The sequence below is a fragment of the Flavobacterium arundinis genome (assembly GCF_038289855.1).
GTDB classification, from domain to species: domain Bacteria; phylum Bacteroidota; class Bacteroidia; order Flavobacteriales; family Flavobacteriaceae; genus Flavobacterium; species Flavobacterium arundinis.
Window position 1 is genome coordinate 290,980 of record NZ_JBBYHR010000005.1, and the last position, 17,540, is coordinate 308,519.

A 17,540-nucleotide genomic window follows, 5' to 3' on the forward strand; every position below is an offset into this window, starting at 1 on the left:
ATTGTACCAATTTTCTGTGCATTTAAGGGATTAGTGGCTTTTTCTTATAAGCTACAATGTCCTTCGCAAACAATTCACAGCTTCACTTCTTTTGGGTTCTTTTTAAAATCCTCGTCATTCACATCGGTTTCCATAATATAGACCTTGCCATTTTTCCTATAAACCAGTTTCTCTAAATCTTCCATTCTGATTTCATCACATCCTGTCGGTACAAGGAAAGGTTCAAAAAGTTGCCGCCATTTCCCGTTACGGAAAGTATAGGTTGTCATTGTATAAACGCACCCGTTCATCGGCGATTGGAAAACAGATAGTTCCGCAGCACCATCGCCGTTAAGGTCGCCTTCGCCCACCGGCATTGGGTTGCAGCAGCCCACAGCCAGGTTCGGCAATGTCTTGTTGTCAAATGTTATGGTGAACTTGCCAGGTGTCCCGTCTTCTACAGGATTCCCCGTACCTTCAACAACGGGTACGGTGATCTCATCGTCAGGTTGCCCATCACCGTTAAAATCCCACAGGCTTATATCAACTGCTTCATCTGTTGGGGTAGGTGTTTCGGCTTGGCCTGACGGTGTTTCTACAGTGTCTGCATTTTCCTCCATTGCATCATCTTTGGAAGCAGGTGTATTTCCTGATTCATTTTTACAGCCAGATATGATAAGAAGCAGGTACAATATGAGATATTTCATTGCGATAGTTTAAAAATGTAAAGCCGAATATACATAATGCGCCAGGAAAATGCAAAAAGACTAATTTAGGGTAGGTGTATCTTTCGGTGGGGTGTTTGTTGTTTTTTGTATTAAAATTTAAACTGAACCCTAAAATACATAGGGTGTATTTGTTATATTTGTTAAAATATAAAATTATAATAGTATGAAAATAGGGGTGCCGACTGAAATTAAAAATAACGAGAACCGTGTCGGACTTACTCCGGCGGGTGTATTTGAACTGGTAAATTACGGACATGAAGTTTTTGTGCAGGAAGATGCAGGCGTTGGCAGCGGCTTTTCTGACGAAGATTATCGTGAGGCAGGTGCAGTCCTTATTCCTACAATTGAAGCCATATATGCCCTTGCAGAAATGATCGTGAAGGTTAAGGAACCAACTCCGTATGAGTACCCACTTATCAAAAGAGGCCAGATAGTGTTTACCTATTTCCATTTCGCGTCCAGCGAAGAACTTACCCGTGCCATGATCGTAAGCAAGGCAGTGTGCATTGCCTACGAAACCGTGAGCGATGAAGATGGGTTCCTGCCGCTGCTTACGCCAATGAGCGAAGTGGCAGGCCGTATGGCAATACAGCAGGGTGCCAAGTACCTGGAGAAACCCATAAAGGGCAGGGGAGTGCTGCTTGGCGGTGTTCCGGGTGTCCCTCCGGGAAGGGTTTTAGTGCTTGGTGCTGGTGTAGTGGGCATCCAGGCGGCCAAGATGGCGGCAGGCCTGGGCGCGCATGTAACGATACTTGATATTAACATGAAACGCCTGCGCTATGTCAACGATGTTATGCCACCGCACGTGGTTACCGAGTTTTCCAGCGTTTACAATATCAAAAAGCACATAAAGGACCATGACCTGATCATTGGTGCGGTGCTTATTCCGGGAGCCAAGGCGCCCAACCTCATAACCCGCGCCATGCTTAAGGAAATGCGCCCGGGGACAGTGCTGGTAGATGTGGCTGTCGACCAGGGCGGCTGTTTCGAAACTACACGCGCCACGACCCACGAAAACCCTACCTATATCATCGATGATATTGTGCATTACTGTGTGGCCAACATGCCGGGTGCTGTGCCCTATACCTCTACATTAGCCCTTACGAATGTAACCTTGCCGTATGTGCTAAAGCTGGCCAACCTGGGTTGGGAAAAAGCCTGCGAAAAATATCCTGACTTAGGACGGGGCCTGAACATAGTGAAAGGCGAAGTGGTGATAGAGGAAATCAACAGGGCTTTTGAAAATATTCTGGTTTAAATTTTAGTTTGTCTGATTTGCTTCCCTACGGAAGCAGTGTTCGTTAGTTATATATGTTTGTTTGTACTGCCCGGAAGCGGGCATAAAAAAAACCCAAACTTTACAGCTTGGGGTTTTTGATATATTTATGTTTTACTTACTTACGCAAGTGCAACCCTTTTAAAGCCTGTAACAGTCAAACCTGAATCAACAGATTTGATGTACTCGCTTACGCTAAGTTTGTTGTCTTTAATATAGTCCTGGTTAACAAGGGTGTTGTCTTTAAAGAAACGTCCAAGTTTACCTTTAGCGATATTGTCAAGCATAGCCTCAGGCTTGCCTTCCTGACGAAGTACGTCTTTTGCGATCTCAATCTCTTTTTCAATAGTAGCAGCGTCAACACCGTCTTCGTTAAGAGCGATAGGAGCCATAGCGGCAGCCTGCATTGCAACGTTACGTGAAGCTTCTTCAGCGCCTTCTACGTTAGCAGAAAGAGACACAAGGGTAGCGATCCTGTTACCTGCGTGGATGTATGAACCAACGAATGCTCCTTGCAGCTTTTCGAAAGAACCTATTTCTATTTTCTCACCGATAACACCTGTCTGCTCGATAAGTTTCTCGCCTACAGTAAGTCCGTTGTAATCTTTTGCAAGAAGGTCTTCCAAAGAAGCGCTTTCCAATGCAAGTGTAGCAAAATCGTTAGCCATTTTCACGAAAGTATCGTTTTTGGCAACGAAGTCAGTCTCACAGTTAAGGGAGATAACAACGCCTTCCGTTTTGTCAGCATTAACAACAGCGATAACAGCACCTTCAGCAGAATCCCTGTCAGCACGGTTAGCAGCAACTTTTTGTCCTTTTTTACGAAGGTTTTCGATTGCTTTATCGAAATCGCCATCAGCTTCAACAAGTGCTTTTTTACAGTCCATCATACCGGCACCTGTAATTGTTCTTAGTTTATTTACGTCAGCAGCAGTGATATTTGCCATTTTGAATTGTAGTTTTAGTTATAAAAAAAATAAGCCGTTATGTTGATAATGTTACAAAAGTAAGCATGTACCAGCACAACGGCTTTATTGTAATGTTACCTTTATTCTTCAGTAGCAGTTGGAGCTTCTGTTTGTGCAGGAGCTTCAGCTTCTACAGCAGCAGGAGCCTCGGCAACCGGTGCAGCAGCTACAGGAGCCGTAGCAGCTACAGGAGCACCTTCAGCGTCATCCTGGAAGTCATCTTTGTCAGATTTCCTGTCAGAAAGGCCGTCGATAACAGCACCTGTTACAAGGGATAAGATTTTGTCAATAGATTTTGAAGCGTCATCATTTGCAGGGATAACATAATCAACCTGACGTGGGTCAGAGTTGGTATCTACCATTGCGAAAACCGGAATGTTTAATTTCTGAGCTTCTTTTACTGCGATGTGTTCAGCCTTGATGTCTACGATGAATAACGCGGCAGGAAGCCTTGTCATGTCAGCAATAGAACCAAGGTTTTTCTCAAGCTTAGCACGAAGACGATCAACCTGAAGACGCTCTTTTTTCGAAAGTGTCATAAATGTTCCGTCTTTCTTCATTTTATCGATCATCGCCATTTTTTTAACGGCTTTACGGATCGTAACGAAGTTTGTAAGCATACCGCCCGGCCACCTTTCAGTGATGTATGGCATGTTTGCTGCCGCTGCTTTTTCAGCAACGATGTCTTTTGCTTGTTTTTTTGTGGCTACGAAAAGGATTTTTCGGCCTGATGCTGCTATTTTTTTAAGGGCTTCGTTAGCCTCTTCTATTTTAGCTGCAGTTTTATACAGGTTGATAATGTGTATGCCATTACGCTCCATGTATATGTAAGGGGCCATGTTCGGGTCCCATTTTCTGGTCATGTGTCCAAAATGAACACCAGCTTCCAGTAAGTCTTTAACTTCTACTTTATTTGCCATTTTTGTAATAGTTTACGTTCTGTTGAGTAAGCGCAATGATCAGGTGGCGCACAGTGGCTGGCCCTAACCATTTAGATGCTAAACTAACCCCACGCCTCAGCGGGGCAACAACAACTAGGTTTTTAAATTTCAATAATAAAAATGATCGCCCTTCGACTGCGCTCAGGGTGACAATAAGAATATTAACGTTTAGAGAACTGGAATCTCTTACGGGCTTTCTTCTGGCCGAATTTCTTACGTTCTACCATACGCGGATCCCTTGTTAATAGTCCTTCTGGTTTAAGGATTCCCCTGTTTTCAGCATCAACCTCGCACATAGCGCGGGCGATAGCCATACGTACAGCTTCAGCCTGTCCTGTAATACCACCTCCGTATACGTTTACTTTTACGTCAAAGCCTTCAACGTTGTTCGTCATAGAAAGCGGCTGGCGTACTTTGTACTGTAGCGTAGCAGTTGGGAAGTATACTTCAAGTTCTTTTTTGTTTACCGTGATCTTACCTGTACCTTCTGTAAGGTAAATACGGGCAACAGCGGTTTTTCTCCTACCGATTTTGTGGATAGTTGCCATTTACTTTAGATCGTTTAAATTAACGGTTTTAGGAGACTGAGCCGCGTGTTTGTGGTCAGGTCCTACATATACATTTAGATTACGGAATAGCTCAGCGCCCAATTTGTTTTTAGGCAGCATTCCTTTTACAGCTTTCTCTACTAAGATTGCAGGGTTTTTCGCCTGTAATACTTTAGCAGTTAAAGTCCTTTGTCCTCCTGGGTAACCTGTGTGGCGGATGTAGGTTTTCTCATCCAGTTTGTTACCTGTAAGGTTGATTTTTTCTGCGTTGATAACAACTACGTTATCGCCACAGTCAACGTGCGGGGTATAATTTGTTTTGTATTTGCCTCTCAAAAGCATCGCAACTTTAGAAGCAAAACGGCCCAAATTATGACCTTCAGCATCGACAACGATCCACTCTTTCTGAGCAGTAGCTTTGTTAGCCGAAACTGTCTTGTAGCTTAATGTGTTCACAATAAATAATTTTAATTAAACATTCCGTCCCCAATAAAGGGGTTGCAAAAGTACAATTAATTATTAGAAATTCAAACACGTATAAAAAATTATTCTATACAGATAATTTTTTGAAGATGAGAGCGGTAAAGATAAAGCTAATATACCAATGTAACAATGAATTTAATGCAGCAAAGTGCTAATACATTTAATGTAGCAATTACTGCACGTGGCTAACTTCCGGCAAGAATGGAATTCCCCCTTTGGGGGTTAGGGGGCCTGGAGCAGCCGTCTAAGCGCTTCTTTGCCATCGCCGGTCCTGCCATCGCCTTTATCCCTTCGTTCCTCAGGGGATACCGGCTCTGTCAGGGCTAAGGGGAGAGGACGTTTTGTTTCAGTTAGTGCCAACTGTTAGTAGTTTAATCAGTGTTCTGCAAAGTCTCTGACTTTGTGGAAGCGACGGCATGTCTCCGACATGCACTATAAAGGGCGGAGACCTTTAAACACACCCACAAAGTCAGAGACTTTTGCGGAGCGGGGAGAGAATATTTCGTTTCAGCAATGTAACCGTTATGAGTGGAGTTCCCCCTTCGGGGGTTAGGGGGCCTACTCCAACGGCCTCAGTGTATTACTGTACGTTATTGTAAACGGCGCTTTCCCACCGGGATTCTTCATTACATAAATGAATTTGTACTTCTGCGCTTCTTTAGCCTCAATAACAACTTCTTTGTTGTCCGACTTGTCATATATAGTAGTGTCAACAGTATTATCGATGCGGGTTTTATCAGCAATACCGGTTTTCAGGTTCGAAATTGCATACCCGCTATACAGCTGGCCGTTCCCGTTAGCTGCCGTAATTTTTTCGCCCTTGAAGTTTTGCGTAAATATCACTACCGAATATTTGGCAGCTGTTGCTTTCAATTCTTTCAGCACTTTTGCTTTCTCTTTTTTAGACGCCGCCCTGAAATCGTCCCTGTATTGCACTTCGGCCGGTTTCTCAACTTTAGTTTCAGATGCTCCCGCTGTAGCCGTTTTCGTGCTTTTACACATGGTAAAAAGTAAAGCCGCAAATAGTATAAGTGTTATCTTTTTCATATCCGTTCATTTTAAGCAACCTTAAAAATACGGCATGTCTGCCTTATAAGCTATGGATTTATGATAGCGATAACAAAAATGAAGTTTCTTATGTTCCATTTCGAGCGCAGGCAGAGTTCTCTTTTGGATTACAGATTGTAATTTGAGATTTCTCTCTCCGCAAGCTCCATTCGAAATGGAAGGATGTTTGATTCACATGAACATTAAAATAGAAAAGGCCACCCTTTCAGGCAGCCTTTCAATTCATTATTGTCGCGAATAAATTATTCCTTAACCAGTTTCACAGTATTCATACGTCCGTTACTGTCAGCTACTTTTACAATATAGATACCTTTCGCAAGGCTGCTAATGTCAAAAGCAGTTCCCGCATTTGCCGCGCCAAAGCTTTTTACCAGTTGCCCGGTTAGCGTATATACATCGGCTTTCTCTGTCGCAACCGTAAGGCTGAATGTATTATCTGCCGGGTTAGGATACAATGCTGCCTTAATACTTTCTGTTTCATTAGTGCTGAGTGGCGCCTCAAATTTGTAAATCATCACGCCTTTAGCGGCAAGAGGCTGTAGTGCAAGCCCGGAGAAACCGCCGTCGCTGCCTATTGCAATATTCATCTGCCCGCCACCCATCATTTCAACAGCATTGTAGTCTCCCGGAATCATACCGCCGGCAGGCATAGATATTGTAATATTGTTAAGTGTAGTATATCCCATATTGACAACTACCAAAATGTTTTCATTTTCATACTGCCTTATAAAAGCAAATACCGATGCCGATGATGGTGTTACCGCTTTAAAGGTGCCCTTTGTCAGCGCATCCTCACTTTGCCTCATTGAAATAAGGTTCCGGTAGTGGTTCCATAACGAGGTGCTGTTGGCCTGCTGTGCCGCTACGTTTTTGGTTGTGTAGTCGGCGTTTATAGGCTGCCATGGCGTTCCCGTAGTAAAGCCTGCGCCGGAGACAGGGAACCACTGCATAGGTTTCCTGATAAGCTCATCCGGCTTAACGCCCGTCATTCCTATCTCTTCGCCATAATAGATGTAAGGTATGCCGGGAAGCGTAAGGAGAAGGGCAGAAGCTGCTTTCATTTTTGGCATATCACTGCTGAAAGTGCTCATCACCCTGTTCGTATCGTGGTTGCTTAGCATTGTGCCAAATTGAAGGAACGGGTAGGACTTCATCACCTCTTCCATCTGGTCGGCAATGTCTACAGCGCTGCCGCTGTTCAGGCCGTTCAGTATTGCGTCGGCCAGTTCAAATTCAAAGCAATAATCCAGGCCGTTGTTGTTTACATACTGTGCTGCGATACTTGTAAGGTCCCACGCCTCGCCCACGGCAAAAGCATCAGGCTTCACCGATTTATAATAAGCCCTGAACTCCTGCCAGTAGGCAATCGTTTCAGGTGTGTTTTGGGTCATTGTGCCATTTTCATGCAAAAACTTCACTGCATCCAGCCTGAAGCCGTCCACATCCATATCATTAAGCCAAAATTCGGCAACCTCTTCAAATGCTGTATGCACAGCAGGGTTGTAAAAATTCAGGTCGGGCATCGAGCCTGTAAAAGCGCCATAGTACCAGTCCCCGCTAGAGGCATGCCAGGGGTCGTTGGCAAAAGGGCCTGGCGTGTTCGGGTCGGTATCTTCCCAAATATACCAGTCACGCTTGTCGCTTGCCGGGTTCTTGCTCGATACAAACCAGGGGTGCTGGTCGCTGGTATGGTTCATCACCATATCGATGATCACCTTTATGCCGCGCGCATGTGCTGCCTGCATAAATTCGATAAATTTAGGGTTGTTGCCATAATCCTGTTCAACGGTCATATAATTACTCACGTCATAGCCATGGTAGGATGGCGACTGCTGTACCGGCATCAGCCATATACCTGTAATCCCAAGGTCGGTCGTGGTTGCAGGGTTACCGTCATTCAGGTAATCAAGTTTGTCGATGAGGCCTTGCAGATCGCCTTTCCCATCGCCATTGCTGTCCTTAAAGCTGCGCACAAATACCTCGTAGAAAACACGATCGTTCCACCAATGCGTTTCCATGGCATCCACCCTTATAAAATTGGTAAAGGTTTGCGTCATTATATCGCCATCTTCATTGGTAACAGTAAGTGTTATATTGTAAACACCCGGTGCGGCATACGTCACTACAGGGTTTTGCAGGTCCGATGTCTCGGGGGTTGCCCCGGGCATGGTCCATTGCCATGAAACAGGATTGCCGGCCGACTGGTCTAAATACTGCACTGCTTGTCCCGGCTGTACTACAAAAGCGCTCGCTTGTACCGCTATAGCCAGCATATCGGGTGATAGTATATCATTATACCAATAGGACACCACACCGTTTGCCACAACCATATAGTTGCGGTTCGGGCCTCCGCCGGAGAATTCCTCGGTGCCATTCCAGAGGGCATTGATACGGGTTTTGAACTGGATAGTAGCGCCAATTGTAAGCGTTACAGCCGCGGTATATATACCGTCGCTGTCGGTATCGGACAACACGGTTGTAGGTGCCCCCCAGTTATTAAAGGTTCCCGCAATATCTACAGTCTGCGTGCCGGGGTTAAAATTGCCCAGCGCGATCTGCTGGTTCATATTCACCTGGAACTGCACACTTGTAGTCTGCGCTTGCACTATAGAGAAGGTAAACATCACTATAAAGCAGGAAAGTATTTTTTGTGACCAATTTTTCATAGCATAAATGTAATGGAGATTTAAATAAAAGGCCTGCTTTTTAACGCAGGCCTTAGAAACATAACTTATAAAAACTAACTCAAACTATTCTTTTACAAGCTTCATAGTGCTATGGCGATTGGCTGTATCGGTAACTTTTACCATATACATGCCGTTGCCCAGGCTGCTCACATCAAATGATGTGTTTGCCTCTGCCGCACCAAAAGATCTTACCAGTTGTCCGGTTATGGCATACACTTCCACTTTTTCTGCAGCTGTACTAAGTGTAAACTGGTTTTTTGCAGGGTTGGGATACAATGCGATTTTTTCAGCAGTAAATGTATCGTTGCCAAGCACTGTAGCTGCCTGGTTCCCAAATATCCTGAACTCGCCCGGCTGAAGCGTAATGCTTGTTATAGAGCCGTCAAAAGTGCTATTATCCATAAGGTTATACCATGTTCCTCCAAACGGGAAGTTGGTATTAACCGACTGCGCCGTAAGGTTGAAATTGGCAAGGACAATAACATTTTTTAACTGTGCTGTAGTCATTGCGTCATTCCATATATCAAGCCTTGGCAGCAGGTTGCCCGATGCTACGGTGAAGGTGTTGGTATGGAAAACAGCATTTTCCTTACGCAGTTTCAGCATTTTTGCCCAAACATTGTACAGCGACATTCTTTCAGCATTCATATCATAGCCAAGCTCAAAAGCTATTGGCTTAGGGTTGGTACGGCAGCCATTGTTGATGGTTCCGTCCTCGCAGCGGTTAATGCTGAATTCGTAACCAAGCTCGCCGAATTCCCAGATCATTTTCGGGCCCGGTATAGTAAGGAATACAGATCCGAACGCCTTCATCCTGTTTAGCGCCGTAGTAAGGTCGCCCGCATCATACGATCCGGAGGTGCCGCCGTATAGAAGATTTTTGTACATCAGCCTTTCCTCGTCATGGCTTTCAGCAAATCCTACAAGCCTTGGCTGGCTGTAGCCTCTGTTCTCAAAATCAATAGAGTTGAAGTTACTGTTGGTTCCAAATCCCATTGTATTTTGATTATACGGGTCGGTTATTTTACCCCATAGCATGATACCTTTTCCTTCGCCTACGCGGTAGTTGGCCCACTCTGTCTCTTCAGCTGCAGAGCTGCCTGCCCCGCTTCCGACACCAAGGTGCTCAAAAATTACATAGAAAGTAGGGTCTAAAGCCCATTGCATATCGGCATAGGTTTTCAATATAGCAACCCTGTCGGCCTGGTAATTGTTGGTACATGTTTCGTTATTGGTACAGTTTTGCGTAAAACCTTTTGTAAGGTCCCAACGGAAACCGTCAATATGGAAATCAGTTATCCAGTGTTCAATTGTCCTCTGAACATAGTACTGCGTCAGGGCCGACTGGTGGTTAAGGTCGGTACCCACACTGTACGAGTGTGTAGCAACAACATTACAATAAGGGTTCTCTGTTGTTGTGTTGCCATAACCATCGCCGTCAGGATCGTTTACCCACATGCGTGCAAGGGGAGAGCGGCCATATACGTGGTTAAGCGCTACGTCAAGAATTACGGCAATACCATTTTCGTGGCAAAGGTCAATAAACGCTTTCATAGAGTTTGCGGTACCGTAAGCTTTATCATTAGCCATGTGGAAGGTAGTGTTATAACCCCACGAAATATTGCCTTCAAATTCCATGATAGGCATAAGCTCAATAGCATTGATATTAAGATTTTTAAAATAATCAATCTTGGCGCTTAGTGCATCCCAGGTTTTTTCTTCAGTAAAATCCCTTATAAGCAATTCATAGATGACAAGGTCTTCTTTGGCCGGTTTTCCAAAATTGGCAACCTGCCACGGATAAGACGGCTGCGCTGTCTGCAATACGCTTACGTCAAAACGCTGTCCTGCCGGATATGCAGGCAGGCCGGGATAAGTTGTTGCAGTAATATACGGGTCGTCATCCGGTGAAAGTACAAGTGTAGAGAACGGGTCGGCTACTTTTACAAGCATTGGCGAGTTGGCAACAGGAGTCTGGTCAACAACCCAATACTGGAATGTATTTACCTGTCCCGATGTAAGGCCCGTAAGCTCTAACCAGAATTTTCCTCCCGGATCTTTTTTCATGGCATACGCCGAAGAAGGATTCCAGTTATTAAAGCTTCCTGCAACATACACAAAATCTTTGCCCGGAGCATTCAAAACAAGCGTAGCTTTCGTAGCATCGCCGGTATTGTAATTGATACCGTCGCGCATGCCGGCAGGCATTGCTGCGGTTACTGTATTCGGGTTTACGATTGCAGAGAAATTTTTGGTTATAACATTCGTACCCTGCGTTACTACCAACTCATAATTTTGGTTGGAAGTAATACCGGTATGGTTATAAGTAAAAGTCGAAACATTATTAGCGGTATTAATGCTCACACCATTCGCCTTCAGGTTGTAACTAGCCGGGCCGCCGGTATTGTTGGCCGTAACGTTCATATTACCTCCCGAGCTGAGTATGGTTGTACTGCCTGCAGCAGGCGCAGTAAGGTTTACCTGGAAAGCGCCTACGTTTACAAAATAGTCTACAGACTGCGGAGATCCCGAAGGGCCTGTTGCCCTGAACACAATGCATATTTGTGTTATAGTGCTTGTTGTAGGTACACCGTAGTAAGTATAAAGGTTGCTTGGTATTACCAGCTTGTAGGTAGTGCCCGAATCTAAAGTAAGGGCAGGCTGGCTGCTGTCTACTCCCCATGAGCCAATAACGTTCGACCATTGGGTTCCGTTCACGGTAAGGCCGGTATGGGCATAAATAGTACCGTTATAACTGGCAAGCGGCGTTCCCGCCTTGTTAAAATAAATAGTTAAAGGCTGGTCGGCAAGTGCGGGGGTAGGAACCGTGGTCACCTGTGCAAAGCCTATAAAGCCTAATAGCAGAAATAGTATTGTAAATTTTTTCATAGTAATATATATAAGAAAAAGGGCCGACAAGCAGCCCTTTTATATTTTAAGTATTATATCCCGGTAACTACTGCTGTACCGTCAAAATTCACAGTAAGTCCAACAGTATAAGAGCCCGGAGTTGCAGGGAAGTTACCCGAAGCAGGATTGTAGGTCACAGTTGGATCGCTTACACCCACGTTGAATTCCCATGCGTTATTGGCGATATATTGCCCTGTGTTGCCACTCCTGAATTTCACGCCCCCTGTACCCAATGTTGTAGTGAGAGACCAGCTGTTAGTCGCAAAGTCATAGGTCATCGGCGTTTCATCGGTCCATGCGCCCGCAGTTGCATCGCCAATAATACCCCACTGCATTTTAATTGCTTTGTACTGAAGGTTATCAATATCTACCCATACATAGTAAAGGCCATCGCTGTCTGCCACTTTTATGTCGCCGCTGCCACCTGAATTTTCCAGGTTACCATCCTGAACGCCACCGATAGTTCCGTAGTTACCATTATCCCAGCTTCCTTGCTGGCCTATGAATTTAAAGCCTTCACCTGCAGCAACCTTTACATACCCTTCAAAAACAAGCGTTGTTCCATCCCCTAAATAACGCATTGGCATAGCGGTAGTATTGTCCCATGCGCCAAGGCCGTAATATGCCTGTGGTGCGCCTACAAGGAAAAGCACAGGATCTACAGGTTCAGGTTCTCCACCTGTACCAAAAACAATAGTTAAAGGCAATACGTCAGATACCATTGGAAGGTCGGAATTGTCACCAATAGTAGCTGTAACACGCACTTCGATGTTTGCAGGCGCTTCATCGGTAAGGCCTAATCCTTCAGGAGCAGCATCTGTCAGCAAGTTCCTGAGTTCAGCACCAGAAAGTACCGAGAAACGGTTTTGTGTATTCGCTATTTCAATCGGATCGGCAAAATTAGTACCCGCAGCAGCGATTTCTAACGAATAATCGATTTGTGTATCCACGCTGTAAGCAGCATGGTCCCATACAAGGGTTAGCGCAACAGCTTCGGGAGCATTAGGATTAATTACGATGCTCGCGCCTTGCTCTGGGGCAATAAGTACAGGATTTGTCGATTTGTCAACTAAAATCTTGTTGTCATCCGTAGTACACGACATTACTGATAAAAACAGCAATGTCACAATTGATAGATTAAATATTTTTTTCATTTCTTTAGTGTTATATGTTAGTAACCTGGGTTTTGTGATAAATTAGGATTCGCTTCCAACGCAATTTGAGGGATAGGGAAAACATTATAAGTAGAAGGGATCGCTACGCCGTTTGCGCTGTTGCCCTTCCATGGCCATACATAGCTTCCGCCTGTAAATTTACCGAAACGGATAAGGTCTGTCCTCCTGTGGCCTTCAAGGTTAAGCTCGCGCGCCCTTTCATCAAGGATGAAGTTCAGGTTAAGCTCACTGGCAGTAATAGCCGGTGCATGCGACCTTGCCCTTACATTGTTCACATAGGTAAGCGCATCCGAGGAAGAGCCACCTCCGCCACGCACTACGCACTCTGCATACATAAGGTAAGCATCAGAAAGCCTGAACAATGGGAAATCGGTAGGAGAAAATTGTGTTGCATTAGATGTACCGTTGAAATTGGTATTCCTGAACTTGATCGAAGGGTATCCGTCAATCCATGTTTTATAATTGGTCATCTCATAGTTATGTCCTGTGGTCCAAAAAAGCTTAGCCCTGTCATCAGGTGAAGTTTCAAGATCTCCATACAGCGAATACCATGCTTTGGTTGCCCTGTGGCCGGACCAGCCTTCTGTTGCACCAAAAGTGCCTATTGGCATAGTTTCGGTACCCAGTGAACCGTTTACTATGTAAGTGGTGTTAGCAAAACTCTGGCTTACTACCGGATCGGCTATCAGCGGGAATATAATCTCAGAAGACGTGTTATTGTCGCCACTGAATACACTCACAAAATTAGGAGCAAGCGTATAACCGCCCTCGTTGATAACAAGAGAAGTATAGTTCAGCGCATCACTCCAACGGGCGGTGCCGGTATACACTTCTGCATTAAGGTACAGTTTTGCAAGCAGCATGCGCACTACCGATTTATTTGCCCTTCCGTAGGAATTTGTTACAGGCATTGAAGGCTCAATAGCAAGCAGCTCGCTTTCAACATAGTTGAACAGCTCAGTTCTCGAAGCTTCAGGAAGTGGTGAAGTAGTACCATAATTACTTTCATTCACAAGAACGCCTTTTCCAAAGCAATCGATCATGTAGTAGTAAGAAAGCGCCCTAATAAAGCGAAGTTCACTTTTTATCTGCTCTTCATTTGCCACGTCTACATTTTCCAGGGCAAGTATGATGTTGGTGGTTTGAGGTACGATATAATATACCCTGTCATAAAGGTACTGGAAAAACTTGTTTCTGGAAGTCCAGTCGGATGCTGTGGTAAGCTGGTCAAGGCCATCATCACCCCATCGGTTCTTCATACCGTCTGCGGTAAATTCCTGGAGGTTAATGATACCCCTGAGGAAACCGGTCTCACCCGCATTTCCGCTGATATCAGAGCTTCCCGGGCCGCTGGGGCCGGATAGTGCAAAAGCGCCATACATTTTGGAAAGCAAGCCTTCTACTGCCTGCGGGTCTTTTGCCAGCAGGTTTTCAAGCGAAAGCTCCACCTTCGGCTTTGTATCCAGGTCACTGCTACAGGATGATATCCCGAGTGCCAATGCGGTAAAGCCTAAAATTATCTTATTTCTGAAATTTTTCATATTCAATTTATTTTGTATTAAAAGTCAAGATTTACACCAAAACTGTAAATTCTCGGACGTGGATAAAAGTTACTGTCAATACTGTTGAAGTTTTCCGGATCCTGTCCTGAATATTTCGTTACAAGGAACACATTGTTAACCGTTCCGTAAATACGTACTGATGCCGATTTTACTATGTTGCTAAACCTGTAGCCAAGCGTAATGTTATCACACCTCAGGAAGGCAGCGCTCTCAAGATAGTAATCAGATAACGGAACCGGGTCAGCTATCGTTTGAATCCTTGGGTCGGCCGCTCCATTGTAAAAGTCGAGCACGTTGTTCAGGCTGTTAGAGTTGTTCGGTACCGGTCTGTTTGTCCATCCGCCCTGTAGTTTTACAGCATTGTATACCTGCCCGTCAAATTGCCCGTGGAAATTGGCAGAAAGATCAAAGTTTTTATAGTTGAAATTTGTGCTGAAACCAAAAGTATAGTTAGGGCGAAGCGCTTTATAATAACGGTCGTCATTGTTTATAGTGCCATCGCCATTACGGTCTTTGAAAGCCCCCGGAATAATACGGCCGGTGTTGTCATAAAGCTGCTCAAACACGTAAGCAGAATAAGGCTGTGAGCCTACACTGTTGCTCGCCAGGTAGATACCTGTAGATACCGGCAGGCCGGAGTCGGTAGCATCATTCCTGGATACATCACCCAGGTCTTTAATTTCCCCAAAATTATAGGCAAAGTTACCCGCAAGCTCCCATGTGAAATTCTCATTGGAGATCGGCTTAAGGTTAAGGTTTACCTCCACACCCTGGTTTTGCATACTTCCGGCATTTTTAGTGATCTGGTTAGTAAGGTATTGTCCCGGTGGAACTCCAACTTTAGCCAAAAGGTCTTTCGTGTCTTTCCTGTATACATCTACGCTACCGGAGAGCAATTGGTTTTTGAACAACGAGAAATCAATACCGGCGTTGTAAGTAGTGGTAACTTCCCATTTCAGCTTGTCATTGAATGGGTTAGGGCTGTAGGTGCTGATGCCCGGCAGGTACTGGCTGTTAGGGTCGCCCGGGCTGTAAATAGCCGAACTTGGATAATAGCCTGCAATTCCTGTAATATCCTGTTGTCCTGTCTGGCCCACACTAAGGCGTAGCTTAAGGTTGCTTACAACACTGTTGTCTTTAAGGAAGCTCTCATCGCTCATCCTCCAGGCAAAACCGGCTGCAGGGAAATAGCCCCATCGGTTATCTTTCCTGAATAATGACGATCCGTCTGCCCTTAATGTGAAAGTGAACAGGTAGCGGTCATAAAGGTCCACATTGGCACGGCCAAAATAGGATTCCAGGACTGTTTTGTTATAATACCTGTTATTAGGGTTAGCAGGATTTAAACGTTCTTCACGTACCCCTGTGGTAGCGTTATACAGGTAGTTGGTTTTATAGCCATCGTTCACAAAACTTTGGAATGAATGGCCTGCCTGCGCGTCAATACGGGTTATAGCACCGGTAAAGTTTTTCGCATACGAAAGGTAAGCATCCATCAGCTTGTTAGTAATGTGCTGTGTTTCTCTGTAGTTCACTCCGGGGTTAAATATCCAGGCGCCATTAGCGTTATCTTTCCTGTAAGTTGCCAGTGCATATTGGCCGTATGTCTCAAGTATGTTAGAGCGTGATGCATCAACGCCAAAATTCACAACAGCCCTCAGCTCCGGCAGGAAATGCATTTTGTAATCAAGCTGCACGTTTGCCAGCAACCTGTTCACCTTGTTAGGCCTTCTTCTTTCGTTCAGCAGGTTAACAGGGTTATACTGCCCGTCAAGAATTGTCGGATCTAAAGTCGTTGTGTTTTGGTAATAACCACCAAAATTACCAACTGTACCTGTGGTGTAAATAGGCTTTGTAGGATCCATATTCAGCGACCCGGCCAGGGCACTGGCTTCGTCTATTTCATTTTTATCCACCCATGTGCCTTTTGCGTTTACATCAATCTTAAGATGATCGTCAAATAAGCTCGGCGTAAGTTTCACAGATCCTGTGTAACGCTCATAATCGTTTGTTTTAACGATGCCTTCATTATTAGTGTACCCAATAGAGGCACGTGCAGGTATTTTACCAAACAGGTTGGCCCTTGCACTGAAGTTATGGTCTGTAAAAAAGGAATTTCTCGATATAGCCTTCTGCCAGTTAGTGTTAGAGAGAATACGGCCTTCCACCTCTGGCGTCGCAGGATTATCTACTAAAGTGTTCGTAGGGTCGTCTATACCAAGATTATTGGTTAAATTTGGATGGTACTCCTGTATGAACTTTGTAAAAGTTGGGCCGTCCATCATATCTATTACATCTTGGGCTTTACTCGAACCCACTGTAGCAGAATAGTTAAATTGCGGTTTGCCCGATGTACCTCTCTTAGTTGTGATGATAATTACGCCATTAGATGCCCTCGAACCGTAGATCGCTGTGGCAGAGGCGTCCTTAAGTATAGTGAACGATTCGATATCGTTAGGGTTTACCAGCGAAAGCGGGTTGCTCACGCCTGCAGGCGAAACAAGATCCAGCGGAATACCGTCTATAACTATAAGCGGGCTATTTTGCGCGCTCAGCGAGCTTCCTCCGCGTATCCTGATGTTCGGGGCGGCATCAGGAGATCCTCCCGCGCTGGTTATCCTTACACCCGGAGCACGGCCGGTAAGCAATTGGTCAACGCTCGTAAGGGCGCCTTTGTTAAAATCTTTAGCTGTTACAGATACCACCGACCCGGTAGCGTCTTTCTTGGTAGTGCTGCCGTAACCGATAACCACTACTTCCTGTAATTGTGTGGAATCTTCGGTCATTTTCACGTCAATAACGCTCTGTCCGTTGTAGGCTGTTATCTGGTCGGCATAGCCAATAAAGCTAAACACGATCTGGTCGCCATTTTTCACTCCGGACAGCGTAAAATTACCGTCCATATCCGTGGAAGTGCCGTTTTGCGTGCCCTGCACAATTACATTCACTCCGGGTATGGGCTCCCCGGAGGCATTATCACGTACAGTTCCTGATAAAGTGCTCTGGGCCAGTGCACTTATCGGAAGCAGCAGTAATAAAAGTAATAACTTTGAGTACATTGTTTTCATACAAGTTGTTTAGGTTAATTTTGCGTTTTGTTTTTGCTGATAATCCACTTCGAATGTTAAAATTATGCAAAACTTAATATAAAAAAAACGTTTTCGCAATATCCACCCAGCGAAAACGTTGTCGTGTTGAAAACTTTCTCCATTTCG

13 protein-coding genes are annotated in these 17,540 nt (G+C 44.9%); 1 reads left to right on the forward strand and 12 read right to left on the reverse strand.

Features of this window, described 5'->3' with window-relative positions:
* Positions 1-74: 74 nt before the first annotated feature.
* Positions 75-686 carry a hypothetical protein gene (locus AAEO56_RS11405; RefSeq protein ID WP_341697184.1) on the reverse strand — a complete coding sequence of 204 codons (612 nt, stop codon included), beginning with the start codon at positions 684-686 and terminating at the stop codon, positions 75-77.
* Positions 687-870: 184 nt separating this feature from the next.
* Here AAEO56_RS11405 and ald point away from each other — a divergent pair, with 184 nt between their 5' ends.
* Positions 871-1,965, forward strand: a complete 1,095-nt coding sequence (ald, locus tag AAEO56_RS11410; RefSeq protein ID WP_341697185.1) for an alanine dehydrogenase — start codon at positions 871-873, stop codon at positions 1,963-1,965.
* A gap of 140 nt (positions 1,966-2,105) precedes the next feature.
* Here ald and tsf read toward each other — a convergent pair whose 3' ends face one another.
* The 11 genes from tsf to AAEO56_RS11465 all read right to left on the reverse strand — a co-directional run bounded on the left by tsf (position 2,106) and on the right by AAEO56_RS11465 (position 17,393).
* Complete coding sequence (tsf, locus tag AAEO56_RS11415; protein ID WP_341697186.1) at positions 2,106-2,930, reverse strand: translation elongation factor Ts; 825 nt, start codon at positions 2,928-2,930, stop codon at positions 2,106-2,108.
* A gap of 101 nt (positions 2,931-3,031) precedes the next feature.
* Positions 3,032-3,871, reverse strand: coding sequence for a 30S ribosomal protein S2 (rpsB, locus tag AAEO56_RS11420; protein WP_341697187.1), 840 nt, complete (start codon positions 3,869-3,871; stop codon positions 3,032-3,034).
* Between the two features lie 182 nt (positions 3,872-4,053).
* Positions 4,054-4,440 (reverse strand): 30S ribosomal protein S9, encoded by a 387-nt coding sequence (rpsI, locus tag AAEO56_RS11425; protein WP_341697188.1) that lies wholly within the window; start codon positions 4,438-4,440, stop codon positions 4,054-4,056.
* Positions 4,441-4,896 (reverse strand): 50S ribosomal protein L13, encoded by a 456-nt coding sequence (gene rplM / locus AAEO56_RS11430; protein ID WP_341697189.1) that lies wholly within the window; start codon positions 4,894-4,896, stop codon positions 4,441-4,443.
* 249 nt (positions 4,897-5,145) lie between these two features.
* Positions 5,146-5,283 carry a hypothetical protein gene (locus AAEO56_RS11435; RefSeq protein WP_341697190.1) on the reverse strand — a complete coding sequence of 46 codons (138 nt, stop codon included), beginning with the start codon at positions 5,281-5,283 and terminating at the stop codon, positions 5,146-5,148.
* Positions 5,284-5,481: 198 nt separating this feature from the next.
* Positions 5,482-5,970: a hypothetical protein gene (locus tag AAEO56_RS11440; RefSeq protein ID WP_341697191.1), complete on the reverse strand. Its 489-nt coding sequence runs from the start codon at positions 5,968-5,970 to the stop codon at positions 5,482-5,484.
* Between the two features lie 263 nt (positions 5,971-6,233).
* Complete coding sequence (locus tag AAEO56_RS11445; protein ID WP_341697192.1) at positions 6,234-8,657, reverse strand: alpha-amylase family glycosyl hydrolase; 2,424 nt, start codon at positions 8,655-8,657, stop codon at positions 6,234-6,236.
* Positions 8,658-8,741: 84 nt separating this feature from the next.
* On the reverse strand, positions 8,742-11,567 hold the full coding sequence (locus tag AAEO56_RS11450; protein ID WP_341697193.1) for an alpha-amylase family glycosyl hydrolase: 2,826 nt from the start codon (positions 11,565-11,567) through the stop codon (positions 8,742-8,744).
* A 53-nt stretch (positions 11,568-11,620) separates the two neighbouring features.
* Positions 11,621-12,742, reverse strand: coding sequence for a SusE domain-containing protein (locus AAEO56_RS11455; protein ID WP_341697194.1), 1,122 nt, complete (start codon positions 12,740-12,742; stop codon positions 11,621-11,623).
* A 17-nt stretch (positions 12,743-12,759) separates the two neighbouring features.
* Positions 12,760-14,304 carry a RagB/SusD family nutrient uptake outer membrane protein gene (locus AAEO56_RS11460; RefSeq protein ID WP_341697195.1) on the reverse strand — a complete coding sequence of 515 codons (1,545 nt, stop codon included), beginning with the start codon at positions 14,302-14,304 and terminating at the stop codon, positions 12,760-12,762.
* Positions 14,305-14,321: 17 nt separating this feature from the next.
* On the reverse strand, positions 14,322-17,393 hold the full coding sequence (locus AAEO56_RS11465) for a SusC/RagA family TonB-linked outer membrane protein (protein WP_341697196.1): 3,072 nt from the start codon (positions 17,391-17,393) through the stop codon (positions 14,322-14,324).
* Positions 17,394-17,540 lie beyond the last annotated feature (147 nt).

Bases quoted from the DNA above. Each gene is read 5' to 3' on its own strand.
- AAEO56_RS11440 (WP_341697191.1), bottom strand. From the start codon at position 5,970: ATGAAAAAGATAACACTTATACTATTTGCGGCTTTACTTTTTACCATG.
- AAEO56_RS11450 (WP_341697193.1), bottom strand. From the start codon at position 11,567: ATGAAAAAATTTACAATACTATTTCTGCTATTAGGCTTTATAGGCTTT.
- AAEO56_RS11455 (WP_341697194.1), bottom strand. From the start codon at position 12,742: ATGAAAAAAATATTTAATCTATCAATTGTGACATTGCTGTTTTTATCA.
- AAEO56_RS11405 (WP_341697184.1), bottom strand. From the start codon at position 686: ATGAAATATCTCATATTGTACCTGCTTCTTATCATATCTGGCTGTAAA.
- rpsB (WP_341697187.1), bottom strand. From the start codon at position 3,871: ATGGCAAATAAAGTAGAAGTTAAAGACTTACTGGAAGCTGGTGTTCAT.
- tsf (WP_341697186.1), bottom strand. From the start codon at position 2,930: ATGGCAAATATCACTGCTGCTGACGTAAATAAACTAAGAACAATTACA.
- ald (WP_341697185.1), top strand. From the start codon at position 871: ATGAAAATAGGGGTGCCGACTGAAATTAAAAATAACGAGAACCGTGTC.
- rpsI (WP_341697188.1), bottom strand. From the start codon at position 4,440: ATGGCAACTATCCACAAAATCGGTAGGAGAAAAACCGCTGTTGCCCGT.
- AAEO56_RS11445 (WP_341697192.1), bottom strand. From the start codon at position 8,657: ATGAAAAATTGGTCACAAAAAATACTTTCCTGCTTTATAGTGATGTTT.
- AAEO56_RS11465 (WP_341697196.1), bottom strand. From the start codon at position 17,393: ATGAAAACAATGTACTCAAAGTTATTACTTTTATTACTGCTGCTTCCG.
- AAEO56_RS11460 (WP_341697195.1), bottom strand. From the start codon at position 14,304: ATGAAAAATTTCAGAAATAAGATAATTTTAGGCTTTACCGCATTGGCA.